Genomic DNA, 24,303 nt, shown 5'->3' on the forward strand with positions numbered 1-24,303 from the left:
AAAACACTTATTTGTAGGGAAATAACATGAATTTGCGTAAATATTTTTTAGCTAGTGCATTAGTGGTATCGTTAGCCTCAATGACAACGGGCTGTTCACTTTTTGGTGGTGAAGAAGATACCATTACTGTCTCGCCATCTCCAGAAACTCAAACGCTATTTCCATTAAACCAAATCTGGAGTAATAGTTTATCTGGTAATGCAAAAATATATTCTTTGTTATCTCCGACGGTTAATAACAATATTGTTTATGCTGCAGGGCGAAGTGGCCAAGTAAAAGCGATTGAACTGGCAAGCGGTAAAACGCTGTGGAATGTCGATTTATCAAATAGCTCGCTATTTCGCAGTCAATCTGCGCTGCTCTCAGGTGGCGTTAGCGCTGATGATAAACATGTCTATTTAGGTAGTGAACGCGCTCAAGCTTACGCATTAGATAAAAGTACCGGAGCTATTATTTGGCAAAAATCGGTAAAAGGCGAAGTACTGGCCAAACCGATTTCGGTAGATAATAATGTCATAATTAATACGGCAAATGGGTATTTACAAGCATTAGCCCAAGATAGTGGTGATAATGTTTGGGAAACAAACATGGAGATTCCCGCTCTAACATTGAGAGGCCAATCGACGCCAGCTGCCGCTTATGGTGCGATCGTACTGGGTGATGATGATGGTCATGTTAATGCTTATTTTGCCAAAGATGGACAACTAATTTGGCAACAACGTATCTCTCAACCACAAGGCTCAACTGAAATTGCTAAACTTAACGACGTTGATACAACCCCTATTATAGAACAAGGTTTAGTGTACGCCATTGGCTATAACGGTAATATCGTTGCACTTGACTTAAGTAATGGTTCAACGGTTTGGAAGAAAGCGCTAGGCTCAACACACAGTTTTGTTATCCAACAAAATCATATTGTTGTGGTAGATCAAGATGATAATGTTTATGCGCTATCTAAAAATGGTGGTACCGTCATCTGGAAACAATCTGACTTATTACATAGACAATTAACCGATCCCGTCATTTATCAAAATTATGTCGTGGTTGGTGATTTTGAAGGCTATCTTTACCTCATTGATATCAGCTCAGGCGATATTGTATCAAAAACACAAGTTAGCAGTAGTGGTTTAGCCGCTAAACCAATTGTCGCTGACGATAAAATTATTATTCAGGCTAAAAATGGTAATGTTTATGCCTATAGCCAAAAATAACATTTAATAGCCTTTAAAAAGAGAATTGACATGATACCGGTCATTGCATTAGTTGGTCGTCCAAATGTAGGAAAATCAACATTATTTAATAAATTAACAAAAACACGAGATGCGCTTGTCGCTGATTTTCCAGGCCTTACTCGCGATCGTAAGTATGGCCGAGCCGAAATTCAAGGGCATGAATATATTGTGATCGATACTGGTGGTATTGACGGTAGCGAAGAAGGTATCGAAAGCTTTATGGCCGAGCAGTCCTTACAAGCAATCGAAGAAGCTGATATCGTTTTATTTATGGTTGATGCCCGCGCAGGCGTTATGCCTGCGGATCATGCGATTGCTAAACACTTACGTAGCCGCGAAAAACCAACATTTTTGGTTGTGAATAAAACTGACGGTTTAGATGCAGACGTGGTAATGAATGAATTTTATGAATTGGGGCTAGGAGATGTGTATCCGATCGCAGCAAGTCATGGACGTGGTGTTACCACATTGATCGAAACCGTGTTAGATCCTATTTTTGAATTTGAAGATCAAACCGTCTTTAACGATGAAGATGATGATCGGCACGATCTGCCTGAATCCTATGATGATTCCATCTTAGATGATGTCGAAAGCCTGATTAATCAGCCGATTAAAGTCGCAATCGTCGGCAGACCAAATGTTGGTAAATCGACGCTAACCAATCGTATCTTAGGTGAAGATCGCGTTGTTGTTTATGATATGCCAGGTACTACCCGTGATAGTATTTACATCCCGATGACTCGAGATGAACGCGAATACGTGTTGATTGACACCGCTGGTGTTAGAAAGCGCGGTAAAATATCGGAAACCGTTGAAAAATTCTCAGTGATCAAAACGCTGCAAGCAATTGAAGATGCGAACGTTGTTATTTTAGTGATTGATGCTAGAGAAGGGATAGCCGATCAAGATTTATCACTATTAGGATTTATTATTAACAGCGGGCGTTCCCTCGTTATTGCTGTCAATAAATGGGATGGCTTAGCTCAAGACGTCAGAGAACAAATTAAAACGACGCTTGATGATCGATTAGATTTTATTGATTTTGCGCGTTTACATTTTATTTCAGCCCTGCATGGTAGCGGCGTTGGTAACTTATTTGATTCCATTCAAGAAGCTTATGACTGTGCAACAAGGCGTGTCAATACAGCGTTACTGACTAAAATCATGCAGATGGCACAAGATGATCATCAACCACCATTAGTACAAGGTCGCCGAGTTAAATTAAAATATGCTCATGCTGGAGGTTATAATCCACCAATTGTGGTCATACATGGTAACCAAGTCACTGACTTACCTGACTCTTATAAGCGTTATTTGATGAACTATTTTAGACGTTCATTAAAAATAATGGGTTCACCAATTCGCGTTCAATTTAAAGAAGGTAATAACCCTTATGAAGGCAAAAAGAACTCATTAACCACGTCTCAACAGCGTAAACGACGACGTTTACTAAAACATGTTAAGAGCAGGGGACGCCGCTAGTATGACCGAAGTAGCACAGAATATGGTGGCAGAGGGAATATGTCCAACCTGTCACCAGTCGATGCAACAACAAAGCCCAAGGGACTATTATTGCCAAGTATGTGCACAGCACTATTATGAAAACTATATTTGCCCTATCTGTAACAAAACGTTAGAGCAAATAAAAGGCTGCGGTGCAATTAACTATTTATGCCAAACCGATGGATTAATATCTGGCAGTAAAGTGATATATCAGTATCTAGCACAATAGCTAAGTTAAACAAATTAAAGACGAAAGAGGTTATCTTCAATGCGAATTATTTTATTAGGTGCACCAGGCGCAGGAAAAGGCACACAAGCTCAGTTTATTATGCAGCAATATGGCATTCCTCAAATCTCAACCGGTGATATGTTAAGAGCGGCAGTGAAAGCCGGCACATCACTAGGTTTACAAGCCAAAGAGTTGATGGATGCAGGTAAATTAGTTACTGATGAACTGGTTATCGCTTTAGTCAAAGAACGTATTGCGCAAGCAGACTGTAAAAAGGGCTTTTTATTAGACGGATTTCCGCGCACTGTGCCACAAGCAGATGCCATGAAAGCTGCCGGTATTACCGTTGATTACGTTTTAGAGTTCGATGTGCCAGATGAAGTTATCATCGATAGAATGAGCGGACGCCGCATCCATGCGCCATCTGGCCGAGTATATCATACTAAATATAATCCACCGAAAACCGAAGGAATTGATGATATCACTGGTGAAGCGCTGACTATTCGTAAAGATGACAGCGAAGAAATCGTGAGTAAACGCTTAGTCGAATATCATCAATTAACTAAGCCGTTAATCAATTACTATCAACATGAAGCTAAACTGGGTCATACGCAATACTTCAAAGTTGATGGAACTCAGCCAGTACCAATGGTGACTAAAGCACTATCAACTATTTTAAAGTAAATATTGCCAAGTAATGCCGATAATGAGCGCGATGCTTTCGCGCTCGTTTTTTATCTACCATCAAATATAAAATCAAGCTATATCAATTTGTTATATTAATCTTGCTACACATTTCATAAAACATCTCACCTTAAGGTTTTCTTAAGCTTCAAAATCTATACTTTCATCCATCAGTTTATTTTGCTATATGAAAGGTATAAACAATGTTAAACACAATTAATACACAACTCTTCATGCTCATTAATGCGACACCAAATGCATCAAAATCGATGATTTCTTTCGCTGTTTTTTGTGCTGAGTATTTAATTTATGCACCGATTATTATCATGTTAGTCTGCTGGTTTAAAAACCCCGCTAGCAGAAACTTAATTGCCAAAATAGCGTTAACAACATTAACGGCATTAATCATAGCCGCTATCTTACGCACTTTCATTAGTTCACCAAGACCTTTTGAGCTGTCAATTGGCACTAATTTTTTATCGCATTCGAGCAGTAACTCTTTCCCAAGTAAGCATGCTGTATTTATTTTTGCCATTACCTTTGCACTGTTTAACGATTCAAAACAGCAAATTATGCAAAAATATGCATTTATTGCCTGCTTATTCGTTGCGATGGTTATCTGTTGGTCACGAATCTATCTTGGGGTACATTGGCCATTAGATATTACCGCCGGAATAGTAGTAAGTGCATTAAGTGCTTATATTGTGCAGCGCAACTGGTTTAATTTAACTCAGCGATTTACTAAAATTCACACATCGTTATCGACTATCATGATGAAATTTAAAGTACTCAAACACATCACAAAAAACTCAAACTCATAACAATAAGAACACATTATTATGCTAAAAAAAATCTACACACTGTTTAGACAAAAAGCGATATCGGTCTCACTGCTAGTAAGCCTTATCGCCTTTTATCAAGCCACATTTTTAAATTTTACCTACTATAAGCACGTACTATCCGCTTTATCCATTAATAGTCTTGATGACGTATTATTTTTCTGCACGATGCCGATTGTAGTTTTTTGTGTCATCAGCGCCTTACTGAGTGTGTTCATTTTTCCCAAACTGATCAAACTCATCGCTTGCTTACTAGTTATTATCGGCGCATGGCTTAGTTATTTTATGTCAACTTATAGCATCATGATCGATCGTGATATGTTACAAAATGCACTCGATACTAACCAAGCTGAATCGTTTGCACTTGTTACGCCAAGCTTAATCATTAATGTGATCATTTTGGGTATTTTACCCTCACTATTGATTCTCTTTGTCCGAGTAAAACCGATAAAAAAATGGACCTATTATCTATTACGCAGAATGATAACCATTATCCTCTCAATCGCAGTTATTGCCTTAGTCGCCATGTTTTTTTATAAAAACTACGCCACATTTATGCGTAATAATAACGGTATTATCAAATATTTAATGCCATCAAATTATATTGTGGCAGTCTATAATCAATATAACTACTTACAATATCAGCGCATTCCGTTCACTGAGCTCGGCGATGATGCTTATCAAGTACCGATCAAAAATACCAATGGTCAAAAAAATGTAATGATCTTAATTGTTGGTGAAACGGCGCGCGCCAATAATTTCTCTTTAGGCGGTTATGACAAACCAACCAATAGCTTACTGGCTAAACAAAACGTTATTTATTTCCAAAACACTTCATCTTGTGGCACAGCAACGGCCTATTCACTACCATGCATGTTTTCAAATATGACGCGTGAGAACTATGAACCACAGCTTGCTAATAAACAATCTAATGCGCTAGATATTCTACAAAAAGCCGGCATCAATATTTTATGGGTTGATAATGATAGTGGCTGTAAAGGTGTTTGCGATCGCGTACCCAATGTTGATATTACTGAAAAATATAAAAATAATTTCAAACAGTGTCGTGACGGAGTATGCTATGACGATATATTGTTTTCTGATTTACCACAGTATTTAGATAATATTAAAAGCGATACCTTAATTGTCTTACATACCATTGGCAGTCACGGACCAACTTATTATCAGCGCTATCCCGATGAATACAAAAAATTCACGCCAACTTGTGATACCAACGAAATTAATCGCTGCTCACAAGAAGCCTTAATTAATACTTATGATAATACGATTGCTTACACTGATTCGATTATTAATCAGGCAATTAACTTACTAAAAAGCTATGATGACCGCTATAATACCTCGTTAATGTATCTTTCCGATCACGGTGAATCATTAGGAGAGAGTAATATCTATTTACATGGTATGCCGTATTCGGTTGCACCAAAATACCAAACACAAATTCCACTGCTCATTTGGCTATCAGATAAATATCAGCAGCAAGAAAATATTGATACCGACTGCTTAAGTCAACAAGCAAAAAATGATCAGTTTTCGCAAGATAATTTATTCCATTCTTTGCTCGGAATGTTTAATATTAAAACAACACAATATCAACCACAACTTAACCTCTTAAGCCGCTGCCAAATAGCGAATCAAGGCGAGATGGTGAAACCTTTATGAAAATACTCATTACTGAAGATGATAGCCTCTTACAAAAGGGGCTATATAGCGCACTTACCGCAGAAGGTTTTGTATGTGAAGTCGCCGAGAATGGCCAACAAGCGAGTCAATTTATGGAGATGTCACAATTTAGCTTAGTGATACTCGATCTCGGGCTACCTGACTGTGATGGATTACAGTTATTATCACACTGGCGCAAACAAAAAAATGCCATACCGGTGCTGATTTTAACCGCTCGAGATACCATCGAAGACCGTGTAGAGGGCCTTGATTTGGGTGCCGATGATTACTTGATCAAACCCTTTGCACTAACAGAGCTACTAGCACGCGTCAGGGCGTTAATCCGCCGTAATCAAGGACAAATTGATAATCAGATTCACTGTGGGCCTTTTTTACTTGATCTTAGGCAGCAACAAGTTCAGTTTAACCAAACAGTCATCCCTTTAACAAGCAAGGAATTTGCAATTTTAACCCGCTTGATGAGTAAAGCTGAGCAACAAGTGCACCGGGATATACTGCAAAATGATCTCTATAATTGGAATAGCGATCCTAGCTCAAATGTGTTAGAAGTCCATATTCACAGTTTACGGCAAAAAATTGGTAAACACTATATTCGTACTATTCGCGGTTATGGTTATCAATTTACGCTAGAGATTAATTAATAATGAGCGGTACAATGAACATAAATATCATCGACAAGATTAATCATCTAAAATACAGTATTCGCTGGAACTTGTTTGTAACGCTTGGTCTAATCATGCTAGTTTGCCAATTGATTACTGTCTTTTGGTTATGGCATGAAAGTAAAGAACAGATAGATCTACTGGTTGATTTAACCTTAAGCCAAGAAATTAGCCAAGCCAAGGTTCGGCATGAAGAGATCGAAGCCATCTTTGCGTTATTAACATCCACTTTTGTTATCATGTCTGTCACGCTGCTGCTCGCCTATCAAGCAATCAAACGCATTACCAAACCACTCGAGTTATTACAACAAGACTTAGTAAAACGCGCAGCAGAAGATCTCAATCCGATTAATTCGTTTAGTAAAATGCATGAAATTAAGGCCATCTCATCGGCGCTCAATGGCTTATTCTACCGCCTAAATGAAACGCTACAACAAGAGCGGCTTTTTACTGCCGATGTTGCTCATGAACTGCGTACGCCATTAGCAGGAATCCGCCTACATTTAGAATTACTCGAACGCACTCATCATATCAATTGTCAGGAGCTAATCGAACGAATAGATAGATTAGTCAATACCGTTGAGCAGCTGCTAACACTGGCAAGAGCTAGCCAACGATTTATTACTGGCGATGAGCAACTCATTCACTTTCAAAACAATACAATGCCACTGTTGGCGAATGAATTAAGTGAAATGGTCCGTCTCAAAGGTCAAACGTTAACTTGGCAACAGTCTGATAAAGATGTTATTTTTCAAGGTGATAATATACTCGTATGCTTACTGATTCGTAATTTAGTTGAAAATGCCTCCCGCTATAGCCCACCAAACAGTGAAATTATTATTGATAGTTATCGCTATAATAATCACCAAATGATGCTAGAAGTTAAAGATCAAGGTCCAGGGCTTGATGAAAATAAAATATCCCAATTAACCGAAGCTTTTTTTAGAATGGATCGCCGGCACAAAGGCATTGGTTTAGGGCTGAGTATCGTCCAGCGCATCATAAAACTGCATAAAGGTGAGTTAATTCTAAAAAATCGTGATGATGGCCAACAAGGTACAATCGTGCAGTGTCTATTTAATTACTAAATCACATCACCACTAATAATAATTCGTAGTGATCTATCTGTAGTTAACCATAAGTAATACTTATTTAAGATATCATTAACAAAAAACGGTTTTATTTTTTCTTTCAAACGATTTTGCCCTATACTATTTCTGCCATAATTTAATAAGGGGATATACTGTATGTTTAAGAATAAAGTGAATCGTCAGATTATTATCTGGACCACGATTTTAGGGGGATTTTTTAGCTCTCTAGTCAAATGGGGCTCAGAGGTTAACATGCCACCAAGACAACCGGGTGAAATCTCACCACCAGCAGCACATATTGATGCATGGCTAGGTTGGATCGGTATCGACTCACACTCACTCGATTATATTTATCAAAATACATCAGTGCTAGGTGCGGTGACGCTTTATCATTGGTTATTTAGCTTTGCCTTTGCATTTGTTTATGTCTATATATCTTATTTTTGTAACAAAATCAGACTTTGGTATGGTGCTTTGTATGGCATTATCATTACCGTCGTGATGCATGGTTTTTTAATCCCATTACTTGGTTTTAGAAACCCAGCTTATGATAATGGCGCGGTTGGTTGGTTATGGAACCTTAATGGCTATGAACTCTGGAGTGAAATTCTGGGTCATATTTATTGGGCCGCTTCAATTGAGATTTGTCTAATTGCTGTTCTAGCTCACTTTGCTCGTCCGATCAGAGGCGTTTGGCGACAATAGTGTCGCTTTGCGCTATATATCCAGATACTAAAAAAGCCATATCATTGATATGGCTTTAAATTTTATTCTATGTTACCAACTGACGACAATAACTGACTTACGGCCATTAATCGCACACTACTTCGCAACAATAACCATCGCAGGACGCAGTAGGCGACCATTTAAAGTATAGCCTTTTTGAATAGTGTTAACAATTTGCCCTGATTGGTGTTCGGTAGAATCAATCATAGTAATCGCTTGGTGTACATCAGGATTTAATTGACCACCCTGCGTTGACACCACATCAATACCAAATTTTTTCACCGTATCTAAAAAGGATTTTAGCGTGAGTTCTAATCCTTCAATCATTGCTTTGTGTTCTGGGTTTTCTTTATCGGTTGCTTCAAGCGCTCTTTCTAAATTATCAATAACAGGTAGTAACTCGTTAGAAAACTTTTCTAATGCAAATTTATGTGCTTTTTCAACATCTTGTTCAACTCGTTTACGTACGTTATCAATTTCAGCACGCGCGCGAACCATGGCTTCTGCTTCATTTTTCTTCGCAATTTGCAGCTCTTTTTCTAGCTCATCAATACGCTGATCTTTCTCTTTAAGCTGTGATTGAAGATCGGGTTGCTGCTCAGCCGCCGTTTCCGCCGCGTTATTTGATGCAGCAGTTACCTGAATATCTTCTGTTTGTTCTGCGTTATTATGTGTTTGTTCAGTCATAAGGTACCCCAAAATTATAAAAAATACATTTTATTTAAGGTATTATGGGGCTAAAATTTAAGAAAACAAGGCTACCGTGCTAACTAGTAAGGTAAAAATGATTTTATTAATTTAAAATCAATAAGTTATAAGGATAATTTTATGAACACACAATTTAACTGTATTGGATTAATTGGTGTACCAAGGCAACCTGAAGCATTAGTGACGCATGAAATGCTCTATAATTGGCTAACAAAAAATAGCTATCACGTGCTTGTTGAAGATAAGCTTAAAGAGCATTTGTCATTCCCGGTGACCAGTTACGCATCTTTAGATGAGATTGGTCAACATGCACAACTTGCCGTTGTCATTGGCGGCGATGGTAATATGCTACGAGCAGCGCGTTATTTATCACACTACGATATTAAAATTATTGGTATTAATCGCGGTAATCTTGGCTTTTTAACCGATATTACACCCGATAAAGCAATCGCTAGCTTATCAGATGTCCTTTCTGGTGAATACGTAGATGATCCACGTTTCTTATTAGAAGTCACGTTGTATAACCAACACGGTGAAAGCACCATTTCCAGCTTTGCTGTCAACGAAATTGTAGTCCATCCAGATCAGGTTGCACATATGATTGAATATGAAGCCTATATTAATGATAAAAAAGCCTTCGCCCAACGCGCTGATGGAGTAATTATCTCGACGCCAACAGGTTCAACCGCTTATTCGCTTTCCGCAGGTGGACCAATTATTACCCCCGATCTTGATGCGCTTATTATTACACCAATGTTCCCGCACTCGTTATCGGCAAGACCACTGGTCATCAAAAGCGACAATATCATCCGATTAAAATTTCCAAAAGCAACCAAAATTCTACAAGTTGCTTGCGATAGTCAGATCATTTTAGCCGCGCAGCCAACCGATGAAATTGTCATCAAATGTGCGCCTTATCAATTTAATCTTATTCACTCAACTCGCTACAATTATTTCCGTAACTTATCAACTAAGTTAGGTTGGTCAAAAAAACTGTATTAAAAATGCGGCATTAGCCGCATTCTTTATTTTGTTAATAAACTTATTTCTTCTCTTCAGGAAACAAAAAGTTAAGTACAATCGCCGTCAATCCACCGGCAGCAATACCGGACGAGAATAACGATTTAACCCAATCAGGCATAAACTGGAAAATTTCCGGTTTTTGCGATACACCAAGACCAATTCCCAACGATAGTGCAATAATCATCATTGCACGGCGATTAAGCGGCACTCGAGAGACAATGCGCACACCTGATGCCGCGATTGTACCAAACATGACCAGTGTTGCTCCGCCTAACACTGGCTCAGGAATATGTTGAACAAAGCCACTCACTTGCGGGAATAAACCCAATAAAACCAAGAAACCCGCCACAAAATAACCAACATAACGGCTGGCAACGCCGGTTAATTGGATCACGCCATTATTTTGACCAAAACATGAGTTAGGAAACGTATTAAACACTGCTGAAACAAAAGAGTTAAATCCATTAGCTAATACACCGCCTTTTAGCCGCTTCATATATAATGGTCCTGAAACAGGCTGCTCTGACACATCAGATGTCGCAGTAATATCACCAATTGTTTCAAGTGAAGTAATTAAAAACACTAAAATGAAGGGTAATAACAGTCCCCAATCAATACGTAATCCATAATATAATGGTGTTGGAATCATTATCGAATCAGCACTCGACTCAACGGACTCAGGTAATAAGCCTAGCCACCACGCTAAGCCATATCCTACCGCCATGGCGATCACCAAAGATGATAAACGTAAATACGGATTCTTTTGGATATTAAGCACAATAATAACCAGTAGCACAATCCCCGCTAACGATAAATTAATTAAAGAACCAAAGGTGCCATTTTGCATTGCTGCAAATCCACCACCAACGGAAGTGAGCCCGACTTGGATCAGCGATAAACCGATGATCATCACCACAATTCCTGATACTAGCGGTGTAATAATTTTTTGCGCTAAATGTAACACACGCGATAAAATCATCTCGGTAAATGAGCCAAGCATTAAGGTACCAAATAGTGTCGCCATCATAACTTCAACCGTCGCACCGCCCGATCTTAGCGTCAATCCACCAGCAATAACCGGGGCAACAAAGTTGAAACTAGTACCTTGAATCGATAATAATCCAGAACCAATCGGTCCCCAAGTGCGAATTTGGATAAGCGAGGCCACGCCAGAAGCAAAGAGCGACATGCTAATGATATGCTGTGTATCTTCGGCGGGTAATTCAAGACTTTGGCAAATAATCAAAGCAGGTGTAATAACAGCCACAAACATTGCTAATAAATGTTGAAGTGCGGCAAAGAGTGTTTGCGGTAAAGGTGGACGATCATCCAATCGATAAATTAATTCAGTTTTGATTGAGGTTGCCATAGAATAAGTTAGCTGATTCGACAGGCAATGGATTATAAATTCTTTCGACTCAGTTGGCTACTTTTTTATCATCATTATGAAAAAGAGTGCAATATATTGCTATAACACGGTTATAAAAAGGAAAGATTATCGCGTCTGTTATAACGCGATAATGAATAGAAACATCGTTACTTAGCGGTTACCACGTGTAAGATGAATAACACGTAGTTTAGCTAAAGCTTTGGAAAGTTCCGCTGAGGCTTGTGCATAAGTCATATCATTAGATGGATTTTTAATTCGCTCTTCTGCTTGTCTTACCGACTCTTGCGCTTTCGCTTCATCAAGATCTTCACCTCGAATCGCTGTATCAGCCAAAATGGTTACCGTATTTGGCTGCACCTCTAAAATTCCACCAGAAAGATAGATAAACTCTTCATCCCCATTAGGTTTAACAATACCCACCATTCCTGGTTTAATTGTTGTTAATAATGGCGTATGACCAGGATAAATCCCAAGCTCACCTTCACTACCTGTCACTCTGATTCGCTGAACATCACCTGAAAACAGGTGAGATTCAGCACTAACGACTTCTAATTGATAGGAAGTTAGTGCCATAATGATCTCCGTTTGCGCAATCTCTTACAGAGATTTTGCTTTCTCAATTACTTCGTCTATTGAACCAACCATGTAGAACGCTTGTTCAGGAAGATGATCGTAGTCACCCTTCATGATGCCGTTAAACGCGCTAATAGTGTCTTTCAATGAAACATACTTACCTGGTGAACCGGTAAATACTTCAGCAACGAAGAACGGCTGAGATAAGAAACGTTGAATTTTACGTGCACGAGCAACAATTAACTTATCGTCTTCAGATAATTCGTCCATACCGAGAATCGCAATAATATCTTTCAACTCTTGGTAACGTTGTAAAATTGATTGCACACCACGCGCACAGTCATAGTGCTCCTGACCAACAACCAATGGATCTAACTGACGGCTCGTTGAGTCAAGTGGATCTACCGCAGGATAAATACCTAATGATGCAATCTGGCGGCTCAATACAATTGTCGCATCTAAATGCGCAAATGTTGTTGCCGGTGATGGGTCAGTTAAGTCATCGGCAGGTACATATACCGCTTGAATCGAGGTAATTGAACCTTTCTTCGTCGATGTAATACGTTCTTGTAATAAGCCCATTTCTTCAGCAAGTGTCGGTTGATAACCTACCGCTGATGGCATACGGCCTAATAGTGCTGATACTTCTGTACCCGCTAAGGTATAACGATAAATATTATCGATAAACAATAGTACGTCTTTACCTTCATCACGGAATTTTTCAGCAATGGTTAATCCCGTTAAAGCAACACGTAAACGGTTCCCTGGTGGCTCATTCATCTGACCATACACTAGCGATACTTTATCAAGTACGTTAGAATCTTTCATTTCATGATAGAAGTCGTTCCCTTCACGAGTACGCTCACCAACACCGGTAAATACAGAGTAACCCGAATGTTCAATGGCGATATTACGAATCAATTCCATCATGTTAACGGTTTTACCAACACCCGCACCACCGAATAAACCAACTTTACCACCTTTAGCAAATGGGCAAATTAAGTCGATAACTTTAATTCCCGTCTCTAAAAGTTCAGTTGAGTTCGCCAGTTCTTCGTATGTTGGCGCACTGCGGTGAATTCCCCAGCGCTCTTTTTCATTGATTGGACCGGCTTTATCAACTGGATCACCCAGTACATTCATGATACGGCCTAAGGTTTCAATCCCAACGGGTACTTCGATACCATGACCCGTATTCACCACCGCCAAGCCGCGTCGAATACCATCTGTTGATCCCATTGCAATACAACAAACAACACCGCCACCTAATTGTTGCTGAACTTCCAGAACTAGCTTCTCAGCGCCTGTGTCCACTTCTAATGCGTCATAAATATTTGGCACCGCATTTTCAGGGAATTCGACATCAACAACTGCGCCGATAATCTGGACAATCTTTCCAGTAGCCATCTTTATTCCTCTATGTCTTTATAACTCAATATAACTGTTAATAACCCTAGCTATTAACTCGACTTAACGTTAACTTGAAACAGCTGACGCACCAGACACAATGTCAATCAACTCATTGGTGATTGCACCTTGTCGGGCTTTGTTATAGACAATTTGTAAATCATTAATCAGATTTGCACCATTATCCGTCGCTGCCTTCATTGCTACCATTCTTGCTGCTTGCTCACTTGCCAAGTTTTCAACAACGGCTTGATAAACTTGAGATTCAATATACCGACGCAGCATCACATCTAATAATGCGTTCGCATCTGGCTCATAAATATAATCCCAAGCTTTATCTTGTAGCTCATCTTCATCAGAAGGTGGCAGTGGTATCAATTGCTGTATGGTTGGTTTTTGTGACATCGTGTTAATAAATTTATTCGTTACAATGTATAAACGATCAATTTTACCCTCATCATACGCCTCTAACATAGTCTTCACAGGCCCTATCAAACTAGATAGAGAAGGCTCATCGCCCATTCCGGTAACTTGAGTTAGAATGTTCGCTTTCAGTGATGAGAAAAACGATACACCTCTTGAACCAATCAATGCAACATCTGATTGCACTCCTTTTGCTTGCCAATCATTCATATCGGCAAGCACGGTTTTAAATAAATTAATATTCAAACCACCACATAAGCCACGGTCGGTTGAAATAATCAAGTAGCCAACGCGCTTAACATCTCTTGTTTCCAAGTACGAATGTTTGACACTTGAATGAGCTAACGCTAAATGTCCAATTACTTTACGAATCAACTCAGCATAAGGACGACTTGCTGCCATTCTATCTTGCGTTTTACGCATTTTAGAGTTAGCAACCATCTCCATCGCTTTAGTAATCTTTTGGGTACTTTGAATACTTGCGATTTTCGTTCTTATCTCTTTTGCATTAGCCATTTATTTTACCTCTTCCCACTTGCAATAATTACTACCAAGTTTGTGTTGATTTAAAGCTGTCTAAAATATCTTTCAGCTGTTTTTCAACGTCATCGTTGTAATTACCTGTTTTAGCAAGTTCCTTCATAAAATCAGCATATTGACTATGAGCATAAGACTGTAAGGCTGCTTCAAAAGGGAGTACTTTTTCAAGTTCAACATCGTCTAAATAACCGCGTTCTGCAGCAAATAACACTATCGCTTGATCGGCAACCGTCATTGGTGAATATTGTTTCTGTTTTAATAATTCAGTTACTTTTTCACCATGGCTTAACTGGTTACGCGTTGCTTCATCTAAGTCAGAAGCAAATTGCGAGAACGCCGCTAATTCACGATACTGTGCAAGTGCAGTACGAATACCACCAGACAATTTCTTCATAACTTTAGTTTGCGCAGCACCACCAACACGAGATACCGAAATACCTGGGTTAACAGCAGGGCGAATACCAGAGTTAAATAAATTGGTTTCCAAGAAGATCTGGCCATCAGTAATCGAAATTACGTTAGTCGGTACGAACGCCGAAACGTCTCCTGCTTGTGTTTCAATAATTGGTAATGCGGTTAATGAACCAGTTTTACCTTTTACTTCACCTTTAGTGAACTCTTCAACATACTCAGCATTAACGCGAGCTGCACGTTCAAGTAAACGTGAATGTAAATAGAACACATCCCCGGGATAAGCTTCACGCCCAGGTGGACGACGAAGTAATAATGAAATTTGACGATAAGCGACCGCTTGTTTAGACAAATCATCATAAACAACTAACGCATCTTGCCCTCTATCACGGAAATATTCACCCATTGCACAACCGGCATATGGCGCTAAATATTGTAAGGCTGCTGATTCTGATGCTGATGCCACAACCACGATGGTATTTTTAAGCGCACCATGCTCTTCGAGTTTACGTACAACGTTAGCAATTGTTGATTGTTTTTGCCCAATTGCAACATAAATACATTTTACGCCAGAATCACGCTGATTGATGATAGCATCAACCGCTAAGGCTGTTTTACCCGTTTGACGATCGCCGATAATTAGCTCACGCTGACCACGTCCGATTGGAATCATTGAGTCAACGGCTTTATAACCCGTTTGCATTGCCTGATCAACAGATTTTCTGTCGATAACACCTGGCGCAACCACTTCAACTGGTGAGAAACCATCATGTTGAACCGCGCCTTTACCATCAATTGGCTCACCTAACGTATTAATAACACGTCCAAGTAGACCATCACCAACAGGAACTTGCAAAATACGACCAGTACATTGTACTTTCATGCCTTCTGCAAGATCTTCATATGGACCCATCACCACCGCACCAACAGAATCACGTTCTAAGTTAAGTGCCATTGCATAACGGTTATTTGGTAATGCAATCATTTCGCCTTGCATAACCTCAGTTAATCCGTGAATACGAAGAATACCATCACTAACAGAGATGATTGTCCCTTCGCTGTGAGCTTCACTCACAACATTAAATTGAGCGATTCGCTCTTTAATTAGTTCACTTATTTCAGTTGAATTTAGCTGCATTATCAGTCCCCTTAAGACTGTAGAGCGTCGCTTAAACGATTAAGGCGACCTCTGATACTACTATCAATAACCATATCACCCGTACGAATAATAAACCCAGAAATAATCGACTTATCAATATGGCATTTCAGATTTACTTTTCGAGATAAACGTTGTTCGACCGCGATAGAAATTTTATTAAGTTGGTCTGCTGTTAACTCTGTTGCTGAAATAACTTCAACATCAGCAGCTGACGCTTTTTCTAAGCAAAGCTGTTGGAAAAGCGTAAACACTTCTGGCAGTAAAGCTAATCGCTTATTTTCTGCCATAATTTTAATAAAATTAGCACGATATTCATCTAGCACATCCTGACAGATGTTGATAAATAATTTTGCAATTGACTCTGGCTTCATATCAGATGTCAAAATACTTTGAATTTGCTCATCCTTACTGACTTCAGATGTTAACACTAACATCTGCTGCCAAGCTTCAATGCTTTTGTGCTCTACCGCAAAATCGAAAGCAGCTTTAGCATAAGGGCGAGCAATTGTAATTAAGTCAGCCATTGCTCAATACTCCTTATAGCTTAGCTACGAGTTTATCAATGATGTCGCTATTTGCGGCTTCATTAACAGTACGTTCAATAATTTTTTCTGCACCTGCAATAGCGAGTGTAGCAACTTGTTGTCTTAACTCTTCTCGAGCGCGTTTGCGTTCAGCTTCGACTTCGGCTAATCCTTGATTAACAATTCGCTCTCTTTCACGATGAGCTTCTTGTTGTGCTTCATCAAGAATAGCTGCTTTACGCTTATTCGCTTGCTCGATTATTGCATTAGCCTCAACCTTCGCTTGTTGCATAATTTCAGATGTATTTGCTTTGGCTAATTCCAAATCTTTTTTTGCTGCTTCTGCAGAGTTTAAGCCATCAGCGATCTCTTTTTGACGTTTTTCAATCGCGTTAATAACAGGTGGCCATACAAACTTCATGCAGAACCAAACAAACAATACAAATGTAACTGCTTGGCCGAGGAGTGTTGCATTCATATCCATGAGACAATTCCTCTTAACTTTTCATCTAACAATGATTAACCTGCAACCGCGAAAATAACGTATAAAGCAATACCAACACAGATCATAGGAATCGCATCGACGAGCCCCATTACGATAAAGAACTGAGTACGTAACATTGGCATTAGCTCAGGCTGACGCGCAGCACCTTCAAGGAATTTACCCCCTAAAATACCGATACCAATAGCACCACCAATTGCAGCTAATCCCATCATAATACCCGCTGCGATAAATAACATTTCCATCATATAACTCCAATTAAATTAAAAAAAACTTGACTAGTGATCTTCTGTTGCCGCTGCCATTGATAAATAGACAATCGTCAACACCATGAAAATAAACGCTTGTAAAACAATTATTAAAATATGGAAAATAGCCCACGGTAAAGATAATACCCATTGAGACCACCACGGCAATAACGCAGCAATCAAAATAAAGATTAACTCACCCGCATACATATTTCCAAATAGTCGTAAACCTAAAGAAATCGGTTTCGCTAATAAACTTACCATTTCAAGGATAAAGTTAATCGGGGCAAATGCCCAATGATTAAAAGGATGTAGCGTATACTCTTTTACGGCACCTTTGACACCTTTGAACTTGAATGTATAAATTATAATGAGTAAAAACACACCTAAAGACATCGACATCGTAATGTTAACATCTGCGGTAGGTACTACTCGTAAATAAGGAAGGCCAATATGCTGAGCGATATACGGTAGAAAATCGACTGGAATTAAATCCATGAAATTCATCAAAAATACCCACATAAATACCGTTAACGCTAATGGCCCAAGCAACTTATTCGGCCCGCTAGACATGTCTTTAACTGTTTTATCAACAAAGTCGAGAATCATTTCAACGGCACACTGTAATTTACCTGGCACGCCACTTGTCGCTTTACGTGCTACAGCACGAAAGATGATTAAAAACACCAAACCCAATACGATTGAAAAAAATAATGAATCGAGATTAAACGTCCAAAATCCTTCACCAACCTGTAAATTATGAAGATGATGCTCAATGTACTCTTGTGGTGTTTTTGGAGGAGAGATTGCCATGTTACCACTATCCTTTATTTGGAAAATAAATTATTTATACCATTCATCTCTATCGCTAAATGAAAGGAATAAACAATCGTTCTAATAATTAGAACCCTTATTTTAAACCATTTCACCTATATGAAGTCAACAACAGATTCGAAAAAAGTCGAATTAACACACAAATTATCAAATTAAATTTTTATTTGCTTAAATAATAATCATGCCATGTATATCTTGACATGGTATGAAAATTACGCAAGTTTAATCGTGTTTATGTCTATAACTAACTTGATTGCCTTGTCCTTGTACAGAAACAAAAACACCAACCGCTGTAATCAGCATTTCATTATAAAAAATAAGTGGAATACGTGTTCGCATCCACGGCGCAATATCATACTCTTGCCATAGTTTTTTAATTTGCCGTGAACCGGTTCTTCCGGCAATATGCCATGAGCCTTGTGCATGAAAACGCACCGAAACCTGCTCATTAGCCAAAGGCAGCCGGCAACAATTATTGCCTGAGGTAGTAACCGACAACTGACCTAAGCCATCAGGTAAGACAAGCGAGGTTTTTAAATCCCAAGTGAGCTGCACAGACTGTATATCCTGATATTGTGGCAACAGGTAAAGCCTATTTTGATAACGGCGAATCTGCCTGCCATTTAATCTAAATTCAGGATTACTATCTTCTTTGGCTAAAGCGACCGTTTGCCAAATCACTTCAAGCTGCTTACGACTAGGCATGCTACTTTTATGCAACTTAAACCACATTCTTAATAGCGCGTTACGCTTTATTTGCGACGCGGACAATAATGGCTTAAACGATAAACAGCGATCGGCATCAATTAACGCGGAGAAATCAGCCGCTAATAACTCATCTAATAACTGCTGCTGCTCATGGCAGAGCTCAGCGCTTCTTGAAACCATTTGATTAAAATGAGGCCAGCGTTGATTGAGCACCGGTAAGACATGCAAACGTAAAAAATTACGATCGTAGTGGGAGTCTTGATTGCTTTCATCCTCAACCCAAACCAAATTATAGCTATAAGCATATTGTTCAATCTGTTGCCGAGTAATGGTTAATAATGGTCTTAAGAGGGAGTGCGAATCAAGATGCAATAGTGCTGGCATAGCCGATAAACCGGTCGGTCCACTACCTCGTTTCAATGCTAGAAAGAAGGTTTCACTCTGATCATCTTGATGCTGCGCCGTACATAATAACCGATTTGGTGTTAGGTACTGCTGCATCGCTAAATAGCGTGCTTCTCGTGCTTGCTCTTCAATATTACCTTGCTCAAGCTCGAGTGTGACCTTTTCAACCACATAAGGAATTTGCCAATCAAGGCACTGCTGCTCACAATGCTTAGCCCAGCTATCGGCATGCTGACTAATACCATGATGAATATAAATCGCTTGGAGATGCAAATCTGGCATATGTTGCCGCTGCAAGATCATTAGCGCATGCAGTAATACCGTTGAATCAACTCCACCACTGTATGCCACCAGTATATCCCTATGCGGACCAATTTTTGCCAGAACCGTACTTTGTACTAAGGATTGTAGTGTCGATAATGAAGTCATTCAATCACACTAAAGATTGTAAAGCGGTGATTTTATGATGACTAACCTTAATACGATCAAGCCCAGCTGCCAAATCCTCGATTAAATCATCAACATCTTCAAGACCAATATGCACGCGAATGAGTGTTCCCTCAAAATCAACGCCACTTACGGGTCTAATTTCAGCAATCTCATCGGGTTGATGGGCTAAAATTAATGATTCAAATCCGCCCCAAGAATAAGCCATTGAAAACAGTTTAAATTCATCTAAAAAGTCCGCTACCTGAATATCAGACAGGCGCATTTTTAAGACAAATGAGAACAAGCCGCTATAGCCTAAAAAGTCACGCCGAAAAAATTGATAGCCTTTACAACTCGTTAGTGCTGGATGATTGACTCGTTCGACTTTAGGGTGCTTAGCTAACCATTTGGCGATTGTTAAGCTGCTCTTTTGATGCTGCATTAATCGTACACCTAATGTACGTAATCCCCGCGAGGTGATATAAGCGGTATCAGCATCACACATTTGTCCCATTAAATAAGAACGCTCGCGTAATTGTGGCCAGCAACGTTCGTTTGCAACGGCAGTTCCAATCATCGCATCAGAGTGTCCAACAAGATATTTAGTGCCCGCCTGAATCGAAATATCGATGTCATAATCAAGCGCTTTAAATAGCACGCCGGCGCTCCATGTATTATCAATCATAATAATGATTTCTGGATTAACTTGGCGTACCGCTTTGACAATTGCCGGAATATCATGCACTTCCATCGTTATTGAGCTTGGTGCTTCTAAAAACACCACTTTGGTATTGGGTTTAATGTATTTTGTAATATATCGACCAATTAAAGCGGGGAAATAGGTCGTTTCAACTCCTAAGTCCCCAAGCACCCGATCGCAAAAGTCATGAGTTGGCTCATAAGCGCCCTCTGACAATAAAACATGATCGCCCACTTTCACAAAGGCTAAAATTGCATTCGTCACAGCAGCTGCGCCACAAGGGTAAAGATAACAACCAGCGCCACCTTCAAGCTCACACATCGCATCTTGTAATGAAAAATGGGTCAATGTGCCACGACGACCATAATATAACGCGCCATTAGTCCGATTTTTTGCCGCGTCTTTTTTCGCTTCAACAGAATCAAAAACCAACGACGATGCCCGCTGAATCACACTATTGACCGCACCTTGAGTATAGCGTTTTTTTCGTCCAGCACTAATTAGCTGAGTTTGTGTGTTTTTCGGAAATTTCATAACGTCCTCTCACAAATGTTAGGTTTTATCATCAATATTAAAGCAGATAAAATGTCTGATTTATGCTTATACATCGTGCAGATAAAGTAATGACTAGGCATTGCCTTATCTAGTTTGCGGCTAATTATGCACCGACAGACTTTTTAAGTGAAATAAATCGTATAAATTAGCATACCATGTTTTAAAACAACTCGCCAAAATCCTGCTAGAATAGTGAAAACTTTTTAATCTCGTGAATTATGCGCCAAAATTTTATTTTTATTCAATCAGCTAATTTAAATGATTTGTCCTATGAGGCTTTACTTAGCTCCTCTTTATTATCTGAGCAAGTTATTCAACAATCAGCAGGGCTTGATGATAAGCGGAAAAAGCAATTTGTCGCTTGTCGTTACTTGTTAGCAGAACTATTGAATGAACATTTTGATGTCGACCAATTACCCAATATCAAAATTGGCGATAATAGCCGACCACAATTTGAAAAGGTTAATTTACCTGATTTCAATATTAGCCATAGTGGCAACTTTATCGCGGTTGCAATCAGCTCAACGGGAAAAATAGGGTTAGATATCGAGCTGGCACGAGCACGTCAAAATGCAAAAAAAATTGCTATGCAATTTTTCTCGCAACAGGAGAATGAGTGGCTAACACAGCAAAGCGATCCACTTAACGCATTTTGGCAACTTTGGACATTACGAGAATCGGCCTTAAAACTTTATGCCAAAGGAGTTTGGCAAATGAAAGAACTTGCAATTGCAATGCCCACGCAGCAAATTACCGCGAAATTTGCTACCGATTTTTATCCTTATCACCAGCAACTTGAACAGATCTATTTGTCTATCTGTTGCAGTCATCCCATTCACTCAATCGTCATTAATGAATAAGTAGATGGGAGAAATTAAATACTACAATCATCTTTTCATCGCTTGTTTTAGTATAAATGACGGTAATATTTAATTATCAAGTTTGTAATTGAAGCACAATAACTCAGTGCTTCTGATCATATTAAAAACACACTGCGCCTTCTTCTGCTGAAGAGAGATTTTGTCGCACAACTGCAAATAACTCTCGGCCAAAACCATAATGAGACTCGGTTAAGTCACATTCTACCGGTTTTCTCACTACCAATTCTTTTTCATCAACTAATAACGTCATTTCACCGGTTTTACCATTAACGCGGATCATATCGCCATTGTGTACTTTATTAAGCAAACCGCCCATATACGCTTCTGGCGTAACATGTATTGCCGCGGGCACTTTACCTGATGCGCCAGACAGACGGCCATCGGTTAATAAAGCGACTTTATAACCTCGATCTTGTAACACACCAAGTGGGGTGATGAGTTTATGTAGCTCGGGCATACCAATCGCGTTAGGTCCCTGAAAACGAACCACAACCACACAGTTTTTATCTAATTTACCGGCTTTAAAATCTGCATCAAGATCATATTGGCTATTAAACACCACCGCTGGAGCTTCGATCACTTGATGATCAGCTTCTATCGCTGACGTTTTCATAACTGCACGGCCTAGATTCCCCGACATCACTTTTAAACCACCATGGGAATTAAACGGTTTTTCAATTGATGCAATCACGCTTTCATCTAATGATTTAAGCGGCCCTTCACGGTAGATTAATTGGCCATTTTCTAAAATAGGCTCTTTGGTATAACGGCTTAAGCCACGACCAACAACCGTTTCCACATCTTCATGCAATAAACCGCCTTTAAGCAGTTCACGCACTAACACTGACGTACCGCCAGCAGCTTGGAAGTAATTGATATCAGCCGGGCCATTCGGATAAATTTTACAAAGTTGTGGCACTACTTCAGATAAATCAGAAATATCATCCCAATTAATAATAATGCCTGCCGCTTTAGCCATTGCGACTAAATGCATAGTTAAATTGGTTGAACCGCCGGTTGCCAATAATGCTACCAAGCCGTTCACAATGACCCGTTCATCAACCATTTTACCAACTGGCATAAAATGACCTGATTGTTCGGTTAAACGCGTAATCTGCTTAGCGGCAGCATTAGTTAGCTCAAAACGTAATGCCGTTTCTGGTTGAACAAATGCCGCACCAGGCAGATGTAGGCCCATCAATTCGATAACCATTTGGTTACTATTGGCCGTACCATAAAACGTACAAGTTCCGCTAGTATGGTATGATGCTGACTCAGATTCGAGTAGGTCTTCATGCGTTGCCTTCCCTTCAGAGTAAAGCTGACGAATTTTCACCTTTTCTTTATTTGGCAAGCCTGATGGCATCGGCCCTGCTGGAATAAAAATAGCCGGTAAATGACCAAACGCCATGGCACCAATAAATAAGCCTGGTACAATTTTGTCACAAATTCCTAAATATAATGCACCATCAAACATATTATGCGACAGGGCAACAGCAACTGACATCGCAATAATATCTCGGCTCATTAATGAAATTTCCATGCCCGGTTCGCCTTGTGTCACCCCATCGCACATTGCCGGAACACCACCAGCCATTTGACCAACCGCACTATTTTCCCGTAATACTTTTTTGATTTGTTCTGGATAGTATTCATAAGGTCGATGGGCAGATAACATGTCATTATAAGAACTGATAATACCAATATTGCTTTTTAGGATATTTTTTAGATCACTTTTATCAGCACTGCAACATGCCGCGAAACCATGAGCTAAATTACTGCAAGGTAGGCTCGCTCGCGTTACTTTTTTCGACATAGCATGTTCAATTTTGCGTAAGTACGCCGTTCTTGTGGGTTTAGATCGTTCTATAATTCGCTGGGTAACCGCTAGAATAACCTTGTTCATTTATCACCTCTTTCACACTGTTCTAATTTAAAATTCAATATTCCTTTTGCTTCTTGCCACTCACTGTATTGGCTCGCACAGATTGTGCGAAGATCTGTTCAGTAGTCACTATCACTTTTCTTTAGTGGCTACCTTAAATACGGGTTTTGCTTTGTTTCCACGCAGTTGATTGTTATTTTATTGTCATGTTACGGGTAACATTATATATTATAGTCATGCAATTCAACTTAAAAAAGTAAAATTTGTGACGAATATCATATTTTATAGGTATGGATAATGTTGGCTAAAAGTAGCAAAACCCAGAAATTCA

24 protein-coding genes are annotated in these 24,303 nt (G+C 39.4%); 11 read left to right on the forward strand and 13 right to left on the reverse strand.

The window, feature by feature from the left end:
• Positions 1 to 26 precede the first annotated feature (26 nt).
• The 9 genes from bamB to DES39_RS06080 all read left to right on the forward strand — a co-directional run bounded on the left by bamB (position 27) and on the right by DES39_RS06080 (position 8,646).
• Positions 27 to 1,211: an outer membrane protein assembly factor BamB gene (gene bamB, locus DES39_RS06040; protein ID WP_121144893.1), complete on the forward strand. Its 1,185-nt coding sequence runs from the start codon at positions 27 to 29 to the stop codon at positions 1,209 to 1,211.
• Between the two features lie 30 nt (positions 1,212 to 1,241).
• Positions 1,242 to 2,714: a ribosome biogenesis GTPase Der gene (gene der / locus DES39_RS06045; protein ID WP_121144894.1), complete on the forward strand. Its 1,473-nt coding sequence runs from the start codon at positions 1,242 to 1,244 to the stop codon at positions 2,712 to 2,714.
• Between the two features lies 1 nt (position 2,715).
• The gene (locus tag DES39_RS06050) at positions 2,716 to 2,964 is read left to right on the forward strand and encodes a YfgJ family double zinc ribbon protein (protein WP_170143359.1); all 249 of its coding nucleotides are present in this window, start codon (positions 2,716 to 2,718) and stop codon (positions 2,962 to 2,964) included.
• Positions 2,965 to 3,003: 39 nt separating this feature from the next.
• Positions 3,004 to 3,648: an adenylate kinase gene (gene adk / locus DES39_RS06055; protein ID WP_121144896.1), complete on the forward strand. Its 645-nt coding sequence runs from the start codon at positions 3,004 to 3,006 to the stop codon at positions 3,646 to 3,648.
• Between the two features lie 203 nt (positions 3,649 to 3,851).
• Positions 3,852 to 4,469 (forward strand): phosphatase PAP2 family protein, encoded by a 618-nt coding sequence (locus DES39_RS06060; protein ID WP_121144897.1) that lies wholly within the window; start codon positions 3,852 to 3,854, stop codon positions 4,467 to 4,469.
• A gap of 18 nt (positions 4,470 to 4,487) precedes the next feature.
• A complete protein-coding gene (gene eptA / locus DES39_RS06065; protein ID WP_121144898.1) occupies positions 4,488 to 6,167 on the forward strand; it encodes a phosphoethanolamine transferase EptA in 1,680 nt (559 codons plus the stop codon).
• Complete coding sequence (pmrA, locus tag DES39_RS06070) at positions 6,164 to 6,829, forward strand: two-component system response regulator PmrA (protein WP_121144899.1); 666 nt, start codon at positions 6,164 to 6,166, stop codon at positions 6,827 to 6,829. The genes eptA and pmrA overlap by 4 nt, the downstream gene beginning before the upstream one ends.
• Positions 6,830 to 6,843: 14 nt before the next feature.
• Positions 6,844 to 7,938: a two-component system sensor histidine kinase PmrB gene (gene pmrB, locus DES39_RS06075; protein WP_121144900.1), complete on the forward strand. Its 1,095-nt coding sequence runs from the start codon at positions 6,844 to 6,846 to the stop codon at positions 7,936 to 7,938.
• A 159-nt stretch (positions 7,939 to 8,097) separates the two neighbouring features.
• Positions 8,098 to 8,646 carry a YagU family protein gene (locus DES39_RS06080; RefSeq protein WP_121144901.1) on the forward strand — a complete coding sequence of 183 codons (549 nt, stop codon included), beginning with the start codon at positions 8,098 to 8,100 and terminating at the stop codon, positions 8,644 to 8,646.
• A 117-nt stretch (positions 8,647 to 8,763) separates the two neighbouring features.
• Here the strand turns inward: DES39_RS06080 and grpE are convergent, their stop codons facing one another.
• A complete protein-coding gene (gene grpE, locus DES39_RS06085) occupies positions 8,764 to 9,354 on the reverse strand; it encodes a nucleotide exchange factor GrpE (RefSeq protein WP_121144902.1) in 591 nt (196 codons plus the stop codon).
• 141 nt (positions 9,355 to 9,495) lie between these two features.
• On the opposite strand from grpE, the gene nadK reads away from it, so the two are divergent.
• On the forward strand, positions 9,496 to 10,377 hold the full coding sequence (gene nadK, locus DES39_RS06090) for an NAD(+) kinase (RefSeq protein ID WP_121144903.1): 882 nt from the start codon (positions 9,496 to 9,498) through the stop codon (positions 10,375 to 10,377).
• 40 nt (positions 10,378 to 10,417) lie between these two features.
• Here nadK and DES39_RS06095 read toward each other — a convergent pair whose 3' ends face one another.
• The 11 genes from DES39_RS06095 to metC all read right to left on the reverse strand — a co-directional run bounded on the left by DES39_RS06095 (position 10,418) and on the right by metC (position 21,185).
• Positions 10,418 to 11,767, reverse strand: coding sequence for a uracil-xanthine permease family protein (locus DES39_RS06095; protein ID WP_121144904.1), 1,350 nt, complete (start codon positions 11,765 to 11,767; stop codon positions 10,418 to 10,420).
• Positions 11,768 to 11,938: 171 nt separating this feature from the next.
• On the reverse strand, positions 11,939 to 12,361 hold the full coding sequence (locus DES39_RS06100; RefSeq protein WP_121144905.1) for a F0F1 ATP synthase subunit epsilon: 423 nt from the start codon (positions 12,359 to 12,361) through the stop codon (positions 11,939 to 11,941).
• Between the two features lie 24 nt (positions 12,362 to 12,385).
• A complete protein-coding gene (gene atpD / locus DES39_RS06105) occupies positions 12,386 to 13,768 on the reverse strand; it encodes a F0F1 ATP synthase subunit beta (RefSeq protein ID WP_121144906.1) in 1,383 nt (460 codons plus the stop codon).
• A gap of 69 nt (positions 13,769 to 13,837) precedes the next feature.
• A complete protein-coding gene (gene atpG, locus DES39_RS06110; protein WP_121144907.1) occupies positions 13,838 to 14,707 on the reverse strand; it encodes a F0F1 ATP synthase subunit gamma in 870 nt (289 codons plus the stop codon).
• 31 nt (positions 14,708 to 14,738) lie between these two features.
• Positions 14,739 to 16,280, reverse strand: coding sequence for a F0F1 ATP synthase subunit alpha (atpA, locus tag DES39_RS06115; protein WP_121144908.1), 1,542 nt, complete (start codon positions 16,278 to 16,280; stop codon positions 14,739 to 14,741).
• A gap of 11 nt (positions 16,281 to 16,291) precedes the next feature.
• Positions 16,292 to 16,825 (reverse strand): F0F1 ATP synthase subunit delta, encoded by a 534-nt coding sequence (gene atpH / locus DES39_RS06120; protein ID WP_121144909.1) that lies wholly within the window; start codon positions 16,823 to 16,825, stop codon positions 16,292 to 16,294.
• 13 nt (positions 16,826 to 16,838) lie between these two features.
• On the reverse strand, positions 16,839 to 17,309 hold the full coding sequence (gene atpF, locus DES39_RS06125; protein ID WP_121144910.1) for a F0F1 ATP synthase subunit B: 471 nt from the start codon (positions 17,307 to 17,309) through the stop codon (positions 16,839 to 16,841).
• A gap of 35 nt (positions 17,310 to 17,344) precedes the next feature.
• A complete protein-coding gene (gene atpE, locus DES39_RS06130; RefSeq protein WP_121144911.1) occupies positions 17,345 to 17,575 on the reverse strand; it encodes a F0F1 ATP synthase subunit C in 231 nt (76 codons plus the stop codon).
• A gap of 30 nt (positions 17,576 to 17,605) precedes the next feature.
• A complete protein-coding gene (gene atpB / locus DES39_RS06135; RefSeq protein ID WP_121144912.1) occupies positions 17,606 to 18,388 on the reverse strand; it encodes a F0F1 ATP synthase subunit A in 783 nt (260 codons plus the stop codon).
• 243 nt (positions 18,389 to 18,631) lie between these two features.
• On the reverse strand, positions 18,632 to 19,951 hold the full coding sequence (gene tilS, locus DES39_RS06140; RefSeq protein ID WP_121144913.1) for a tRNA lysidine(34) synthetase TilS: 1,320 nt from the start codon (positions 19,949 to 19,951) through the stop codon (positions 18,632 to 18,634).
• 4 nt (positions 19,952 to 19,955) lie between these two features.
• The gene (gene metC / locus DES39_RS06145) at positions 19,956 to 21,185 is read right to left on the reverse strand and encodes a cystathionine beta-lyase (protein WP_121144914.1); all 1,230 of its coding nucleotides are present in this window, start codon (positions 21,183 to 21,185) and stop codon (positions 19,956 to 19,958) included.
• A 239-nt stretch (positions 21,186 to 21,424) separates the two neighbouring features.
• Between metC and DES39_RS06150 the strand changes: the two genes are divergently transcribed.
• A complete protein-coding gene (locus DES39_RS06150; RefSeq protein WP_121144915.1) occupies positions 21,425 to 22,066 on the forward strand; it encodes a 4'-phosphopantetheinyl transferase family protein in 642 nt (213 codons plus the stop codon).
• Positions 22,067 to 22,187: 121 nt separating this feature from the next.
• On the opposite strand, the gene edd is transcribed toward DES39_RS06150, so the two are convergent.
• Positions 22,188 to 23,993 carry a phosphogluconate dehydratase gene (edd, locus tag DES39_RS06155; protein WP_121144916.1) on the reverse strand — a complete coding sequence of 602 codons (1,806 nt, stop codon included), beginning with the start codon at positions 23,991 to 23,993 and terminating at the stop codon, positions 22,188 to 22,190.
• Positions 23,994 to 24,303: the final 310 nt, after the last annotated feature.

Source organism: Orbus hercynius (genome assembly GCF_003634275.1).
GTDB lineage: Bacteria > Pseudomonadota > Gammaproteobacteria > Enterobacterales > Orbaceae > Orbus > Orbus hercynius.